This window comes from Nocardia sp. NPDC052316, from assembly GCF_044547795.1.
Lineage (GTDB): Bacteria > Actinomycetota > Actinomycetes > Mycobacteriales > Mycobacteriaceae > Nocardia.
The window spans coordinates 480801-496906 of record NZ_JBIUBB010000004.1 but is presented as its reverse complement, the minus strand read 5'-3'; the positions used below and the strand labels follow the sequence as shown (position 1 = coordinate 496906).

11 protein-coding genes and 1 pseudogene are annotated in these 16106 nt (G+C 69.5%); 4 read left to right on the top strand and 8 right to left on the bottom strand.

Features of this window, described 5'->3' with window-relative positions; genetic code table 11:
• Nucleotides 1–23 precede the first annotated feature (23 nt).
• Nucleotides 24–5777 (bottom strand): TIR domain-containing protein, encoded by a 5754-nt coding sequence (locus ACIHA7_RS20660; RefSeq protein WP_397291713.1) that lies wholly within the window; start codon nt 5775–5777, stop codon nt 24–26.
• A gap of 27 nt (nt 5778–5804) precedes the next feature.
• Here ACIHA7_RS20660 and ACIHA7_RS20655 point away from each other — a divergent pair, with 27 nt between their 5' ends.
• Entirely contained in the window at nt 5805–7073 is a 1269-nt protein-coding gene (locus tag ACIHA7_RS20655; protein WP_397291708.1) for an SLC13 family permease, read from the top strand.
• A 6-nt stretch (nt 7074–7079) separates the two neighbouring features.
• Here ACIHA7_RS20655 and ACIHA7_RS20650 read toward each other — a convergent pair whose 3' ends face one another.
• The 7 genes from ACIHA7_RS20650 to ACIHA7_RS20620 form a co-directional block, all read right to left on the bottom strand.
• Nucleotides 7080–7934 carry an inositol monophosphatase family protein gene (locus tag ACIHA7_RS20650; protein WP_397291705.1) on the bottom strand — a complete coding sequence of 285 codons (855 nt, stop codon included), beginning with the start codon at nt 7932–7934 and terminating at the stop codon, nt 7080–7082.
• Nucleotides 7934–8620 (bottom strand): hypothetical protein, encoded by a 687-nt coding sequence (locus ACIHA7_RS20645; protein ID WP_397291701.1) that lies wholly within the window; start codon nt 8618–8620, stop codon nt 7934–7936. The genes ACIHA7_RS20650 and ACIHA7_RS20645 overlap by 1 nt, the downstream gene beginning before the upstream one ends.
• Nucleotides 8620–9510 (bottom strand): hypothetical protein, encoded by an 891-nt coding sequence (locus ACIHA7_RS20640; RefSeq protein WP_397291697.1) that lies wholly within the window; start codon nt 9508–9510, stop codon nt 8620–8622. Before ACIHA7_RS20640 ends, ACIHA7_RS20645 begins: the two co-directional genes overlap by 1 nt.
• Nucleotides 9511–9963: 453 nt before the next feature.
• Nucleotides 9964–10227, bottom strand: coding sequence for a YciI family protein (locus ACIHA7_RS20635; RefSeq protein WP_397291694.1), 264 nt, complete (start codon nt 10225–10227; stop codon nt 9964–9966).
• Nucleotides 10224–10730, bottom strand: a complete 507-nt coding sequence (gene nusB / locus ACIHA7_RS20630) for a transcription antitermination factor NusB (RefSeq protein ID WP_397291690.1) — start codon at nt 10728–10730, stop codon at nt 10224–10226. The genes ACIHA7_RS20635 and nusB overlap by 4 nt, the downstream gene beginning before the upstream one ends.
• A 30-nt stretch (nt 10731–10760) precedes the next feature.
• Nucleotides 10761–11324: an elongation factor P gene (efp, locus tag ACIHA7_RS20625; protein WP_135232061.1), complete on the bottom strand. Its 564-nt coding sequence runs from the start codon at nt 11322–11324 to the stop codon at nt 10761–10763.
• Nucleotides 11325–11371: 47 nt separating this feature from the next.
• Nucleotides 11372–12499, bottom strand: a complete 1128-nt coding sequence (locus ACIHA7_RS20620) for a M24 family metallopeptidase (protein WP_397291688.1) — start codon at nt 12497–12499, stop codon at nt 11372–11374.
• A 141-nt stretch (nt 12500–12640) separates the two neighbouring features.
• Between ACIHA7_RS20620 and ACIHA7_RS20615 the strand changes: the two genes are divergently transcribed.
• The 3 genes and pseudogenes from ACIHA7_RS20615 to ACIHA7_RS20605 all read left to right on the top strand — a co-directional run.
• Nucleotides 12641–13486, top strand: a complete 846-nt coding sequence (locus ACIHA7_RS20615; protein WP_397291686.1) for a prepilin peptidase — start codon at nt 12641–12643, stop codon at nt 13484–13486.
• 377 nt (nt 13487–13863) lie between these two features.
• Nucleotides 13864–15075: a chorismate synthase gene (gene aroC / locus ACIHA7_RS20610; protein ID WP_397293109.1), complete on the top strand. Its 1212-nt coding sequence runs from the start codon at nt 13864–13866 to the stop codon at nt 15073–15075.
• Nucleotides 15072–15590, top strand: a pseudogene (locus ACIHA7_RS20605) (shikimate kinase); the annotation flags it as partial. The gene aroC and the pseudogene ACIHA7_RS20605, both read left to right, overlap by 4 nt.
• Between the last annotated feature and the right edge of the window lie 516 nt (nt 15591–16106).

Genomic DNA, 16106 nt, shown 5'->3' with positions numbered 1-16106 from the left:
ATAACACTCGGAACGGCGAACACTCAGAACGGCGCGTCCAACGGTATCTGCCCGACCTCGGGAAGATACGGATCCAGCTCGCCCGATTCGAACCGCGCCATGCCGATCACATACCAGAACTGACCCGCGGTATTGCCTTCGAACTTGTACCGCCCGTCCGGGGCGAGCGCCGCCCAGCCCTCGGACAGCCCGAGCAGTTCCGCGCGAATGGTCGGCGATGTCTCCGGGTCCGGGTAGTCGCCGCCCGGCACGGTCCACAGAATCGTGTTGCCGTCGTCGCCCCCGCTGGCCAGCAGCCGCCCGGACGGATGAAAGGCCAGCGACCACACCTGCCGCTTGTGCCCCTCCATGGTGTGCAGATGGCGCCCGGTTGCCATGTCCCACAGGCGAACCACCAGATCTTCACCACCGGTGGCCAGGATGCCGCTCTGCGGGTCGACCGCGGCCGCCCACACCCGGCCGGTGTGCCGGGTGAGCTCGTGCAGGCAGGCCCCGGAGTCGGCATCCCAGATGCGCACCGTCTTGTCCCACGAGACGCTGGCCACGCGATCACCGTGCAGGACCACCGCGTAGACCCGATCGCGGTGCCCGTGCAACTCGCGCAGCAGCCTGCCGGATTCGACGTCCCACAGCCGCACCACCGCGTCGTCGCAGCCGGTCGCCATGGTGGCGCCCTCGGCGTCGAAGGCGATGGACCGCACCCGCCCGTGGTGCTGCGAGCACACCATGTGTAGCGCGCCGGTGGTCCGCGACCAGATGATCACCGTGTCGTCGTCGTTCGCGGTGGCCACGTACTGATCGGTGGGGTCGAAGGCGATCGCCCAGACCGGCGCGGCCTCGACATTGATGTGCCGCTGGAACTGGCCGGTGTCGAGATTGAGCAGGCTCAACCGCCCGTCGTTGCCGACCACCCCGAGCTGCTGCGGCTGCACCGGACTGAACAGCGCCGTTTCGAAGGTGATCAGCCGGTCCTCGCTGCCGACCAGGCGCCGGATCTGCTTGGCCGACACCGGATCCCACAACCGCACCACGCCGTCGTTGCCGCCTGCCGCGAGCAGCGTGCCGTCCGCGTTGAACGTCACCGACCTGACCTGCCTGCCGTGCCCGGTCAGCACGTGCCTCGACCCACCGGTCACGGGATCCCAGAGCCGCGTGGTGAATTGGTCGTCGGTGACCGCGAGCTGCCCGCCGTCCGGCCGGAAGGCGAACGGCCAGATCGAGCCGGTGTGCGCGGTGATCCGGTGCCGTAGTTCGGCGGTCGCGCTGTCGCGCAGCGTGAGCAGGCCCGCGCTGTCCCCGGCGGCGAGCAGGTCGCCGGTCGGATCGAAGACCACCCAGTAGATGGCCGCGTTGTGATCAGACGGCGCGTGCCGCACCTCTCCGGTCTCGACGTCCCAGATGCGCAGTCCCCCATCGGTATCCCCGCTGGCCAGCAATGGCAACCGAGGATGAAAGGCCAACGTGTACACCCGTCCGGTGTGGCCGGGCAGCTCACGAATCAAGGTGCAGCGCACCGGGTCCCAGAGCGCGACCAGGCCACGGACATCGCCGACCGCGAGCAGATCGCCCGCCGGATTGAAGGCGACCCGGAATACCGAACCCGGCGCGCCGACGAAGGTGCCGCGCTCCCGTCCGGTCTCGGCATCCCAGAGCCGGACCACCCCGTCGCGGTATGCGGCGGCGACCACCCCGTCGTGAAAAGCCAAGCTGTAGATCAGCTCTCGGCTACCGTCCGCGGGAACGCACTCGTGCCGCAGGTCACCGCCGGGCAGCGACCACAGCCGCAGCATGCCCTCGGCGTCGCCGGTTGCCAGCAGATCACCCGCCCGGCTCAGCATGACCGGCCACGGCCATTGGCTGTGGCCGTGCAGGGTTCGGCGCAGCTCCCCGGTCGTCACGTCCCAGAGCCCGACGGTGCCGTCGCTGGACCCGCTGATCAGTACCGCGTCGGTGTAGGCGACGGCGAACGAGCGATTGCGATGCCCCTGCAACGTGCGCAACGGCAGCCCGGTCTCGGAGTCGCAGATCAGCACGCCGCCGTCATCGCTGCCGATGGCCAGGGTACCGCCGTCCGGGCTGTAGGCGACCGGCTGCGGCAACCGGCCGTGCCTGGCATGGAATCCGTGCCGGACACCGATGGCCGCGGGGGCGAATTCGGTCCTGGCCTCCGAGCCCGGCACCAGGGCGGCGCCGCGCAGCTCGGTGCCCGCCGGGGTGCCGACGACATCGAGCAGCGCCGCGCGGTTCCAGCGACTGCCGTTCGCGCGAGATCCGGTCAGGTCCGTGCGGGCCAGCCGCGCCCTGGTGAGATCGGCGTCGGTGAGGTCGGCGCCGACCAGGCTCGCCTCGTCCAGGCGGGCGCCGACCAGCCGGGCACCGCGCAGGATGGCCCGGTCCAGGTTCACCCCGACCAACCGGGCGCCGGACAGATCCGCGCCGGTCAGGTCGACCTGCTGCATGTCGCGGTAGGACAGGTCCTCGCCGGCCAGCACCGCGCCGCGCAGGTCGGCGGTTGGCGCGGTCCGCAGCCGGGTGGTCAACCGGATCGCGTTGGTGCGGGACACCTCGTCGGCGGCCGGATCGTCGAGCACGCCGTCGGCCCAGGTGCGCGCGAACCGGATATCGGCCAGATCGCACAGGAAGTCGATGGACAGCTGGGACAGCGGCGCGTGCGCGAGCTGCGGCGGGGCGGCTACGCCCGCGGCGAACTGTTCGGCGATGTGGTTGGCGACCAGCCACTCCGGCACCGACGAGTGGATGAAGCCGAACAGATTGTCCTCGGTCCGCACCAGCAGGCTGCCGGACCCGATGGCGTGCGTCGATTGCTGCACCGACATCCGGTTCGCGCCGGTCATCTCCACCAGATGCTGTGCCACCTCGGTCAATTCGGACAACCGCAGATACGGTTCGCCGGTCTCCCAGATGCGCAACGCGAATTCGGTGACGGCGAGCCACAGTTCGTGCAGGCCGAGGCCGGGCAGCGAGCCCGCGGTCGCGGCGGTGCGATCGGCCTCGTAGGACAACCAGGATTCGAGGATCTCCCGATACAGTCCGGCCGCGCCGACCGTCTGCTGTGCGCCCGCCGCGGCCCGCAGTCGCCGTTCGTCCAGATCGGCGATGAAGCTGAGCATGCGCGGGTTCTGGGCCAGGCCGAGCAGGTCCTGGATGCCGGTGATCAGCCGCATCCTGGCGTCGGCGCGCTGCACGTCGCCGCCGTAGCGGTTGGTGAGGAAGGCGTGCACCTGCGCGGGCGCGAACTCCTCGATGTCGAGGATCTGCCGGTCCTGCAGCAGCCCGACCCGCTCCCCCAGCGCGGTCAGCACCTGCGCACGGGACTCGAAGTGCTGCGTGCGGCTCGCCACAATGATCTTCGCCTTGCCCACCGCGGCTTGCAGCAGGGTCTCCAGATGGTCGGCGGCGAACTCGTAGCTGATCCGGGTGACGAGTTCGTCGAAGCCGTCGAACAGCAGCACCACCCGGCCCTCACGGAGCATATAACGCAACGCTTTCAGATCGATCCGGTCCTCGCCGTGATTGGCCAGGTGCGCGGCGACCAGCGCGTCCACCGAATGCGTTTTGTCGAGGGTGCGCAGGTCGATCAGGATCGGGATCAGCGCGGGCATGGTCTCGGTGATGCGACGGGCCACCTCGTGCAGCGCGAAGGTCTTGCCGCGGCCGAAATCGCCGAGCACCAGGACGAATCGGCCATGATCGACGGCGACCAGGCGCAGCAGTTCGGCGACGAGATCATCGTGCACCGGTTGCTCGCCGTGTTCGAGCAGCCGGAACCGTTGCGGCACATAAAGATCCGGCGGGTAGCGGCGGTCGGTGCGCAACCGCTCCACCTGCTTGGCCAGGTACTCGTCCAGGTCCAGCAGGCCCTGGAATTCGGTGAAACTGCGCACCCGGAGGCCATGGCTGGCGGCTTCGTCGCGCAGCGAACGCGGCGGCGGGGCACCGCGATAGACGAGTTCGGAGCCGTATTCCGGGTCGTGGCCGAGGAATTCCTCGACCACCCGCCTGGTCATGTCGCCGACGTGCACGCCGACGCGCCACTGCGCGGTGACCTCGTCGCGCTGATGAGTGAGCAGCAGGTGCGGCGGGTCGGTCTCGACGCGGCGGATCTTGGCCTCCGGATACCGGGTTTCGCAGACCTCGATCACCCGCTCCAGCAGCCGACCGTGCGGATCGACCACGGCAGGGGCGTCCTGGGCGGCGGGCTCGGTGAGCTCATCCGGGCCGGTGAGCTCTGCCGGTGTGTCCGAGGCCAGGGCCGCAACGGCATTCGTCCATGGCTCGGCCAAGCGAGCGGTGGGTTGCGCTGGATCGCTTGCGGTCGCGGAGAAACGGGCCAGGCCGTCGTGCGTCAGCAGGATGATCTCGTCGCGGCCCGCCGCGGCCGAGGGAATGACGGGCAGCGTGCCGCCCAGCCGATCCAGGTGTGGCCCACCAGGACCGGGGCCGTGCAGCAGCAGGTTCAGCCGGCCGCCGAGCAGCCGCGACAAGGTGTCCGCGTCGCGCAGCAGTGCGGGATCGCGCGGCGAGGCGGCCGGGCCGGGCAGCGGGTCGTGCCGGACCACGCCGAGACGCAGCCAGCCGCTCTCCTCGAACTGCCGCAGGCGCTCGGCGAACCAGGCCGCCTGGGGTTCGCCGATGCTCCCGTAGTCGTCGTCGGGCAGGTGGGTCGCGGCCATGGTCGAGTTCAAACCGGCGACCACCACCCGTAATTCGGGAATCGGGAACAGCGTCCACGGCTGGCCGACGTCGAACACCAGATGGTCCAGGCCCTGATACAGCTCGGCGAACAACCGGGCGTACTGCTCGAGTTTCGGAAAGTACGGCGGCTGCGGTTTGCGGTCGCGCGCTTCGCAGTTCAGAAAGTAGGCGTGGCAGGCCACCTTGGAGACATCGTGATTGCCCGGCACCACGATCAGCCGGTCCGGTTCGAGTCCGAGCAGCACCCGCAACCCGGTCAGGAAGGTGAGGGCCTCGTCGACCTCGCGCGGGCGGCCGGATTCGGTCACATCGCCGGTCACCACGATCAGGTCCGGTTTCGGCACACCCTGGCCGACCAGCTGGGTGACGTTCGCGTAGATGCGCGACTGGAGTTCGCGGGCGGTGCTCGGCTCGTCGGAGGCGAACAGGCCGCGGCCGAAGCGGGGACCCGCCACGTGCAGCACGCTTACTCCGGCACGGTGCTCGTCGCGGTGCATGCCGCCCGGAAAGGCCGGGGCCGCAACGGGAGTGCGCCTGCTCATCGGGGACTCGACGGTGCCTGCCGGGTCCTCCTCGCCGTAGCGGTCCGGTAGCGCGCCGACACCGAGCTCGTTCGGGAAGCGGGGCTCGACGTGCGGTTTGCCGCGGCCGGCGAGCAGGTGCCGCACCCGCTCCAGCAGAATGCGACGGGCCTGCTCGTCGGTCGGCACATCCACCAGGTCGATGTAGGTGATGGTGGCGAGCAGCCCCTCCAGCACGCAGTCGGCGACGCGGATCGGCAGCAGCTTGCCGGGGTCGGTGCGGAACGCGGCCTGCCATTCCATTGTCCCGTACCGCGATTGGAGGTAGTTCTCGGAGAGCACCGCGAGCACGACGGTCGAGTCGCGCACGCCGCGGTCCATGAAGTCGATGAAGTTGGTGCCGGGCACGAAGTCCCAGGCCTGGATCAGGGTGCGATATCCGGCGCTCTCCAACTGCCAGGCCAGCCAGGTCGCCCACCGTTCGTCCGCCGGGGAATAGCTGATGAAGAAGTCCCGCGCCCGCCCACCCTGCTGTGTCACGCACCCAGTATGGCCCAGGCCAATAGCATGGCAGTTGTGCCCGAACAGGTCGACTCCTCCGAACGGAACCCTCCGGCGAACGCCACGGCGTCGGCCGAACGCCTGCACTGGGGTCTGAGCATGCTGGACTGGGTCCGGGTCGGGCTGCTGCTCGCCGGGCTGTTGTGCGTGCTCACCGGGCTGCTGCCGCGCGAGGAGGCCGCGGACAACATGCGCAGGATCGGCCCGCTGCTGCTGTTTCTCGGCAGCGTGATCGTGCTGGCCGAACTCACCCGCCAGGCCAAGGTGTTCGACGTGATCGCGCACCGGCTGGCCATTCTCGGGCGGGGCTACTATCCGGCGCTGTTCGTGCTGTGCGTGCTGTTCGCCGCGGCCACCACGACGCTGCTGAACCTCGATACGACGGCCGTGCTGATCACCCCGGTCATGCTCGCGCTGGCCGCGCCGGCGCGCATCCCACCGCTCCCACTGGCCATGACCACCATCTGGCTCGCCAACACGGCCAGCCTGCTGCTGCCGGTCTCCAATCTGACCAATCTGCTCGCCGCCGACCGGGTCGCGCTGACGGCGACCGAGTTCGCCACGAAAATGTGGGCGCCCCAGCTGGTTTCGCTCGCCGCGACGATGCTGTGCCTCTGGGTGTGGTACTGGCGGCGCGGACGCCGCGACAACGACCGCTACCTGCCGCCCGAGCCGGTCCGCCCGGCGAACGCGAAGGAACGGGTGTTGATGTACACCACGGCGGGCGCCTGCCTGCTGTTCATCGTCGCTATCCCGTTCGTCGGCCATCGCATCGGCATCGCCGCGACCATCGCGGCCGCCATCGCGGTGCTCGCCTTCGCCGTCTTCGACCGCTCGTCGCTGCGCTGGGCGCTGTTCCCTTGGCGGCTACTGGTTTTCGTCGTCGGGCTGTTTCTGGTGGTGCCCACCCTCGGGCGCCTCGGCCTGTCCGATCTGATGCACATGTTGATCGGGTCCGACTCGGGCGCGGCCGGGGCCTTCCGGGCGGCGGGCGCGGGCGCGACGCTGTCGAACATCGCCAATAATCTGCCCGCCTACACCGCGGGCGAGGCGGTCGTGCCGCCGGAGAACCACAATCAACTGCTGGCCTTGCTCATCGGCACCAATATCGGCCCGATCGTCACCCCGTGGGCATCCCTGGCGACGCTGCTCTGCCTGGAATTCTGTCGCACGCACAACGTTCGGGTCCCCATGCTGCGCTTCGTGCTGACCGGACTCGGGCTCGCCGTCGTCGGCACCACCGGCGCGGTCGCGGCACTGCTCGTCTTCGGATAGGCGTGGTCAGTCGGGTAGGCCGGTGACGGTGACCTCCGCTGCGGACTTCACCAGCAGCGTCAGTTCGGGGATCATCTCGGCGCTGCCCGCGATGAAATCCACCTCGCCGACGGGCAATTCGAGACGCTCGTCGAGGGTGATGCCGTCGAAGTCCGTGAGGTGCATGCCGGATTCGCGGGCGAGCAGCGCGCCGGCGGGGAGGTCGACGAGGCCCGCGCGGTAGCCGACGAAACCGTCGATGTCACCGTTGCTCAGCATGACCCAGCACAGCAGCGGGGACCAGAGCTGGATCAGGCGGCGCGAAGCCGACTCCAAAGTGAGGCGCAAGGCGCGGGCGGTCGGGTCGGCGCGGGTGACCGGGTAGCCCTGGAGCCACGCGAGCACGGGGGCGGCCGCGGGACGGTGCGCCGGATGCCACAGCGGGCCGTTCGGGCCGAAGGCGCCGCGGCCGCGCACGGCGGTCCAGGTGTGGTCGGCGATCGGCTCGTGCACCACCCCGAGCACCGGTGTTCCGTTGTGGCACAGCGCGATCCCGACCGTGCAGACCGGCAGGCCGATGGTGATGTTGTTGGTGCCGTCCAGCGGGTCGACGACCCAGCACCAGGCGTCGTCGGCGCTGTCAAGAACGCCGGACTCCTCGGCAAGGATGCGATGGTCGGGAAAGGCGCGGCGGAGACGGCCCAGGATGATCTGCTCCGCACGTAGATCCAGGTCGGTGACCACGTCGCCGGTCGCGTCCTTGGTGTGCACGGTGAGCGCGCCGAGCAGCCCGGCCCGGATCGCGTGGCCCGCCTCGACCGCCGCCGCGACGGCCACCTCGGCCGCGACGTCGAGCAGGGTGTCCGGGAGTACCTGGTTCATTACGTCGCCCGCTCGCATCGGTTCTCCAATTGCTTCCGTAGCGGCTGATCCCGCAGGTGGGCCAGCACGGTGTGCGCCGCGCGCCGGGTCTCGGCCGGGGTGCACAGCGTCCGGTGCACCCAGTGGTCGCTGGTAGCGATCGTACCGAGCGACAGGTCCGGCCGGTCGCGATTGTCCTCGCCGAGCACGACCGTCGCCGCCTCGCCGTGCACATCGGACACGTGGAACGCACCGTTCGGAAGGGTGTATACCTCGCCCGTATGGAAGTATTCGCGGGAACGGGTCCGGTAGCTGACCAGCCGCTGGGTCGCCCGCACCAGGTCGCCGTCGGCGGTGCTCTGAATCTGGAACAGGCGATGCGTTGGCCGGGCCGGCGCACCGATGATTTCGATGATCTCATTGCCGACGGTGCCGTACAGCACGGTGCTGAGCAGGTCCCAGCTGTGCGCGTGCACCTTGGAGGTGGTCGAGTCGTCGTGCACCCCTTCGGTCCAGACGTGCACGCAGATGCCGAGACCGCCGCCGCGCCACGCCGGAAAACACAAGAACCCCAACGGATGCCGGACCGCGACCAGATCCGAACTACCGTCGACGACACCCGCGAGCACGTCGCGGGCCCAGCGGCGCACCGCGGCGCCGGTGGCATCGGAACCGATCAACGTGCGGACGCGGGCATATTCGTTCACTAATACGGGTTCCTCGGCTGGAGCGCGCGACGCACGATGTCGGCGACGTCGCGATCGGTGAAAGCGGCCGGAAGTTCCATCGAGAGTAACTGGAACAGATTGCGGACCTGGTCGACAGTCGGCTCGTCGGACAGCGGCAATTCCTCGCTGCGGCTCAGCGGGACCTGCTTGGTCTGCTTGAAGCTGGCGACCAGTTCGCGGTTGAAATCGCGGTAATACGGTTTGTCCCGCTCGAACATCAGCGCGGGCGTGTTCGGATTGTCCTGGGTGACGATCACGCAGCTCGATGACAGATCCCAGCGGAACGTCGTCATCACCGTCGACAGTCCGACGTCGATGGTCAAGAAGGTGAACCGCTGCCGGTACCAGCAGGCGGCCAGCACGGTGGCGAAGGCCTCCTTGCGGGTGCGTTCGGTGGTCCACGACTCGCCGGTGCGATCGGCCTCGGGCGACAACGACGAACGGAACTGGGCGTAGGTCTTGCACAGCGCTTCGTTGGTCGGGTCCAGAATCTCCAATTGCACACGCAGCGGGCGTTGTTCGCGCCGCGCGTTCTCCACGCACTCGCGCAGCGTCACCGCGCGGATGTAGGTTCCGGTGCCGCCCTTGAAGATCCACTGCTCGGTGCCGCGCCTGGCGAGCGTGTGCGCGTGCCCGATCTCCGGGCCGTAGAGCAGCTGCACCGAATTCGCGTCGCGCACAGCCTGAGCCGACAGGTGCCGATCGCGCAGCAGGGTGGTCGCCAGCAACGCGAGCACCAGCAGCACCGCCGCGTTGACGTTGTCCACGCTGATCACGTCGAGAACCGCGAGCAGGCCGACCACCACGGCGAGCACCAACGCGACCACACCGTCGACGTTGTTACGCAACCAGATCAGCAACCGCGCCATGCGGCCCTCCCCTCTATTCCCCCCAGGATAGAGGTAGCCGTCGACCCGCCGCGAAGGAAAGCGGAAGTGGTGCGCGCCGACGGCTCGGCAGGCGCACGCTCACGCGGGCGCGAGTCCGCTCGAAAGCGTTGCGCGCGCGGCGGACTGCGGCCGGCTGCCGACGGAGAGTGCTCCAGCCCACATCCGACCCCCTTGACCTCGAGTGCGGTTGAGGAAACAGGATGGGAACCGGTCGTCGAGCCTCCCCTCGGCGACAGCAGGCCCGGATGCCTCGGCATCCCACTCCCGCCGGTCCCGTACACCCCCGGCGGGAGTGCAAGGGGCTCACCGGAACGTGCACGCCCGTCGGAGCGGCACCCGAAATGCGACAGCCGCACCCTTCTCCGATGGCAACGCATAGCGAATCGCAAGCGACTCGATAGGCGTTCAGCCAGAAGGTGTGCGGCTGGGGCGTCAGTTGGGGGTGGTTGGTTCCCACTCGTGGACGGTCACCGTCGATGAGCCGGTGGTGTGCACCGGGTCGGCGAACGCGAGTTCCTTTGCGGCGTCGAGGCTTTCGGCGGTGACGAAGTACGCCCCGCCGGTGCCGTCGGTGAAGCGGGCGCTCTCCACCAGGTGACCGCGCTCGCTCAGCTGCTTCAGGAAGAGCTTGTGCGGCTCGATCACGGCCGGGTCGAAGCGCGGCGTGCGCATCGCCAGGACCAGGTACTTCTTCACGCCTCGGCCTCGGGGCGCGGAGCACGGGTTGCGGCGGCCGCGGCACGCACCTGCGGCGCGACCAGCACGACCTGGCCGAGCACACCGTTCACGAACGACGGCGAGTCGTCGGTGGACAGCTCCTTGGCCAGCTCGACCGCCTCGTCCACCGCGACGACCGGCGGAACATCGTTGGCGTGGAACAACTCCCACACCGCGATCCGCAGGATGGCGCGGTCGACGGCGGGCAGCCGGGACAGCTCCCAGTCCTTGAGGTAGGACTCGATGGTGCCGTCCACCCGGTCGAGGTCGTCGGCGACGCCCTCGACCAGCGTGTGCGTGTAGGCGTGCACCGGCGCGACCGCCTGGTCGCGGGCGGACAGCTCGACCCGCTCGTCGAGCAGGTCGGCCGGGTCCACGTCGCGTGCCTCTGCCTCGAAGAGCAGATCAACGGCCCGGCGGCGGGCTTTGTGCCGCGTGCCGAGCTTCTTGAACGACTTTTTGTCTAACGGCTGTTCAGCCACAGTCACCATTATCCTGACGCCGGCGGGCGATCAGGCGTTGACTCGGCCGAGGTAGCTGCCATCACGCGAGTCGATGCGCAGCTTGTCGCCGGTGTTGATGAACAGCGGGACCTGCACCTCGGCGCCGGTCTCCAGCGTGGCGGGCTTGGTGCCGCCGGTGGAGCGGTCGCCCTGCAGGCCGATGTCGGTGTGCTGGACCTCGAGCTCGACGGTGACCGGAAGCTCGACATACAGCGGCGCACCCTCGTGCGTGGCGACCTGCACGGTCATGTTCTCCAGCAGGAAGCGCGCACCGGGGCCGATGGTCGCCTCGGCGATGGAGATCTGGTCGAAGGTGTCGCCGTCCATGAAGACGTAGTCCGAACCGTCGTGGTACAGGTAGGTCATGTCGCGGCGGTCTACCGTCGCCGTCTCCACCTTGACGCCCGCGTTGAAGGTCTTGTCGACGACCTTGCCGGACAGCACGTTCTTCAGCTTGGTCCGCACGAAGGCGGGACCCTTGCCCGGCTTGACGTGCTGGAATTCGACGATCTGCTGGAGCTGACCGTCGATCTTCAGCACAAGGCCGTTCTTGAAGTCGCTGGTGTCCGCCACTGTCCTCGGATCTCCTCATTCGTAAACAACATGGTGGTCGACCGACGTCAATCGACGACGGTCAGGTCTTTGCTGGTGTTGGTGAGCAACTCCGGGCCCCCTTCGCGCACCACGAGCGTGTCCTCGATCCGGACCCCGCCGCGGCCGGGAAAGTACACACCGGGTTCGACGGTCACCGCCACGCCAGCAAGAAGTGTACCGGTTCCGTTTTTCGCGATGCCCGGCGCTTCGTGGATCTGCAATCCCACCCCGTGCCCGAGGCCGTGCACGAACAGCTTGCCGTGTCCGGCCGCCTCGATCACCGCGCGCGAGGCCGCGTCCACGTCGGCGACCTTCGCGCCAGGGCGCAGTGCTTCGCGCCCCGCCCGCTGCGCGGCCTCGACCAGCTCGTACACCTCGCGTTGCCAATCGCTGGGAGCGCCGAGCACGAAGGTGCGGGTCATGTCCGAGTGGTAGCCGCCGACCGTCGCGCCGAAGTCGAGTTTGACGAAATCACCGGCGGCCAGCACCGCCTCGGTCGGCCGATGATGCGGGACAGCCGAGTTCACGCCGGTCGCGACGATGGTCTCGAACGACACCGCGTCGGCGCCGTGCTCGTACATGGCCCACTCCAGGTCCCTGGCGACCTGCCGTTCGGTGCGGCCGGGGCGCAGCAGGCCGCGCTCCAGCAGCGTGGCCAGCCCGGCGTCGCCCACCGCGCAGGCCGCGCGGAGTTGGGCCACCTCGTAGGCGTCCTTCACCATGCGCAGCTGCTCGACCAGGCCGGGCGTGGCGACGAAATCCAGGCCGGTGCGTTGCTCGACGAAGCCGCGATGTTGCTCGACGGTGACGATGTGGCTCTCGTAGCCGACCCGGCCGAGCTGCCACTCCCCGGCCAGCTCGATGATCCGCCGGGCGGTCGCCCTGGCGATCTCGGCGCGCAGATCCGGGACCTGCTCGGCGACCTGGGTGCGATAACGGCCGTCGGTGCCGATCACCGTGCGCTCCTCGGCATTGCGCATATCCCAGGAGTGCACGAGCAGCGCCGCGTTGGATCCGGTGAACCCGGTCAGGTATCTGAGGTTCACCAGATCGGTGACCAGCAGAGCGTCGACCCCGTTCTCCACCAGCAGGCTCCGCAGCGCGCCACGCCGCGCGGCGTAGTCGGGCGCCTGGCCCACGTGATCAGCACACATGGTTCAACGCTACCGCCGCAACGCCGTATCGCCCGCATACAACACGTGCTCCGGCTGCCGCGAGTGCGCTGACCTCGTGCGGAAGATCATGCCTGCGATCGCGGATGCCGTTGGTACCCGGCGATTTCCGAACCGGACGGGATGGGGATCGATCGTTGTCCACATGTCGGAAAGCTATCCACATTCGGGTCGAGCGGGGTTGTCACGCGCCACGATCGGACGAGAGTGGACGGCATGCCGAACGTTGCCTTCGCCGCCCTCCTCGCGTGGTGTGTTGTGTTGAGCGTCATCGATTTTCGGCAGCGCAGATTGCCGAATTCGCTGACCGGAGGGGGTGCCGTCGCGGTGTTCGGATATGCCTTGTCCACAACTCAATGCACAGCCGCGGTGCTGGGTGCCGTGCTGCTCGCGGTGCCGTATCTGCTGGTGCATCTGGCGCTCCCCGCGGCATTCGGCGCCGGAGATGTGAAGCTTGCCGTCGGGTTGGGTGCGGCGGCGGCGCTCGGTGGTGGGCAAGCGTGGGTTCAGGCGGCGGTGGCCGCACCGTTGCTCACGGGGTGCGCGGGGATTGCCGCGGTCGGTCTGCGCCGGGTCGGTCACTCCGCAGACCCGCCTCGCCGAACCAGCCCTTCTACCGGCCCCTCCCGCCGAACCAGCCCTGCCACCGGCTCCTCCCGCCGAATCAGCCCTGCCACTGACCCCTCCTGCCGAATTAGCCCCGCCACTGGCCCCTCTCGCCAGATTCGCGAGCCCACTGGCTCCTCCCACCAAATCCGCGAGCCCGCCGGCCCCTCCAGCCGAATCGGTGATTCCGCCGGTCGATCGGTGTCGGGCCGGACCTCGCCGGTCCCCTCGGGTGTGCCGCCGCGCGCAGACCCAATCGCCAAGCGGGGGTTTGAAAGACCCAGCGGAATCGCGGTACCGCACGGGCCCGCCATGTGCATAGCTACGGTGTGTGCGCTGGCCATCGCGAGCGGCGGCGGATGACGATGCGTAGCGCGGCGGGCATGGCTGTCAGTGAGCGTCGGGTGCGGCGACCTGCGGCAGGCAAAGCTTCTCGCCGGCATCGAACGGTGCCGAGGGCGGCGGGGTACCGCATCTCACGACGGCCGATTGAGCTGGATTGCGGCGGGCAACGGCCTCTCGCGAGTCTGGATTGCGGCGGGCAACGGCGTCTCGCGAGTGCCGAATGGCGCACAGGGCGGCAGGCGCGACGTCGGTGGATTGCGGTGTCGGGCCTCGGGGACTCGGGTCCGCTCGACAACGCCTCACCGGGTGCGGGGGTGGTGCGTGCGCCGAACGTGCCCGTCATCACTGCGGGCCGCGTGCCGGAGCAGGCGCGCCGACATGGGAAGATGGAGCACGTGTTGCGCTGGATAACTGCCGGAGAATCCCACGGTCCCGCTCTCGTCGCCATCCTCGAGGGGATGGTGGCCGGTGTCGAGGTCACGTCCGACGAGATCTCCGCGCAGTTGGCGCGCCGCAGGCTCGGGTACGGCCGCGGCGCCAGGATGAAGTTCGAGGCCGACAAGGTGACCGTCGTCGGCGGTGTCCGGCACGGCCGCACGATGGGCGGACCGGTCGCCATCGAGATCGCCAACTCCGAGTGGCCCAAGTGGACGACGGTCATGTCCGCCGACCCGGTCGACCCGGACGAGCTCGCCGAACTGGCCCGCAACGCCCCGCTCACCCGGCCGCGCCCCGGCCACGCCGACTACTCCGGCATGCTCAAGTACGACTTCGACGACGCGCGCAACGTGCTGGAGCGCGCCAGCGCCAGGGAGACCGCGGCGCGCGTCGCGGCGGGCACCGTGGCGCGAAACTTCCTGCGGCAGGCCTTCGGCGTCGAGGTGATCTCGCACGTCGTCTCGATCGGCACCGCCCAGAACACCACCGGTGTCGTCCCGGCCGCCGCCGACCTCGCCGCCATCGACGAGAGCCCGGTGCGCGCGTTCGACAAGGACGCCGAGGCCGCGATGATCGCCGAGATCGAGGCGGCCAAGAAGGACGGCGACACCCTCGGTGGCGTCGTCGAGGTGGTCGTCGAGGGGCTTCCGGTCGGACTCGGCTCGTTCACCAGCGGCGAGAACCGGCTCGATTCGCGGCTCGCCGCCGCGCTCATGGGCATTCAGGCCATCAAGGGCGTCGAGGTCGGCGACGGTTTCGAGACCGCGCGCCGGCGCGGCAGCCAGGCGCACGACGAGATGCGGCCCGGCAGCGACGGCGTGCTGCGCTCGACGAACCGGGCAGGCGGCCTGGAGGGCGGCATGACCAACGGCGAAGCACTGCGCGTGCGCGCCGCGATGAAGCCGATCTCCACCGTGCCGCGCGCCCTGGCCACCGTCGACATGACCACCGGCGCGGAAGCCGTCGCCATCCACCAGCGCTCGGACGTGTGCGCCGTGCCCGCCGCGGGCGTCGTCGCCGAGTCCATGGTCGCGCTGGTCGTCGCGCAGGCCGCGCTGGAGAAGTTCGGCGGCGACTCGCTCGGCGAGACCCTGGAGAACATCACCAGCTACGTCAAGCGGATCAGCGCCCGCCCGCACAACGCGCCCGCTGACACCAGCACGCCATGATCGTGCAGACCGATCCGCGCGCACCGCGCGTGGTGCTGGTCGGACCGCCGGGCGCGGGGAAAACGACGATCGGCCGCAAGCTCGCCAAGGAACTCGGCGTCGAGCTCTACGACACCGACGCGGGCATCGAACGCGAGACCGGGCGCACCATTCCGGAGATCTTCGCCACCGACGGCGAGCCCGAGTTCCGCCGGATCGAGGAGCGGGTGGTGCGCCGCGCCATCCTCGCCGAGCGCGGTGTCGTCTCGCTCGGCGGCGGCGCCGTGCTGTCCAAGGACACCAGGGCGCTGCTGCGCAATCGCACCGTCGTCTATCTGGAAATCAGTGTCGGCGAGGGACTCCGGCGCACCGGCGCGAGCACCAACCGACCGTTGCTCAACGGTGCCGACCCCGCCGCCAAGTACCGCGAACTGATGCGCAAGCGGCGCCCGCTCTACCGCGAGGTGGCCACGGTTCGGGTGCGTACCGACGGCCGCAGCCCGGGGCGCGTCGTCAAAATGGTGCTCGCCAAACTCGGTTTCGAATCGGTCACCCCGGACACCGGAGTGGAGGCCGACTGTCCGGACCTCACCGACACCACGACCGCGCTGCCCCCCGCCTCTGGCGAGGACACCGCAACGCCGCAGGGCAGCAGTCGATCTCGGGCCCGACGCCGCGCACGCGCGCGTGCCGCCGCGCGCCGGGCAGCCGCCACCCGGGAGGCATCCGGCGAGCAGGAGACATCCGCCGCGGCGGAGACATCCACTACGAACGCGGGACGGAGCTGGCGCACGCGGCGAGGTGGTGGCGAGTCCGCCACGACGTCGGGTGCGAACGCCCCGGCGGCCGCCGCAGACTCCGGCTCGGTTGCGAACGGCCCGGTGACAACCGAGGCCCCCGCGGCGAAGTCCACCGGCACGACCGGAAGAGGCTGGCGCGCTCGCCGGTCGGCCGCAGCGGAGGCCGACGCGACAGCACCGGCGAACGGCACGGAAGACGCAGGCCAAAGCAAGTCGTCGAGCGGGCGGGCCAGACGAGCCCGGGCGCGGCGG

Excerpts from the sequence above, each read along its gene's own strand:
- ACIHA7_RS20655 (WP_397291708.1), top strand. The coding sequence starts at position 5,805 with ATGGCAGTTGTGCCCGAACAGGTCGACTCCTCCGAACGGAACCCTCCG.
- ACIHA7_RS20650 (WP_397291705.1), bottom strand. The coding sequence starts at position 7,934 with ATGAACCAGGTACTCCCGGACACCCTGCTCGACGTCGCGGCCGAGGTG.
- ACIHA7_RS20615 (WP_397291686.1), top strand. The coding sequence starts at position 12,641 with ATGGGGATCGATCGTTGTCCACATGTCGGAAAGCTATCCACATTCGGG.
- ACIHA7_RS20640 (WP_397291697.1), bottom strand. The coding sequence starts at position 9,510 with ATGGCGCGGTTGCTGATCTGGTTGCGTAACAACGTCGACGGTGTGGTC.
- ACIHA7_RS20620 (WP_397291688.1), bottom strand. The coding sequence starts at position 12,499 with ATGTGTGCTGATCACGTGGGCCAGGCGCCCGACTACGCCGCGCGGCGT.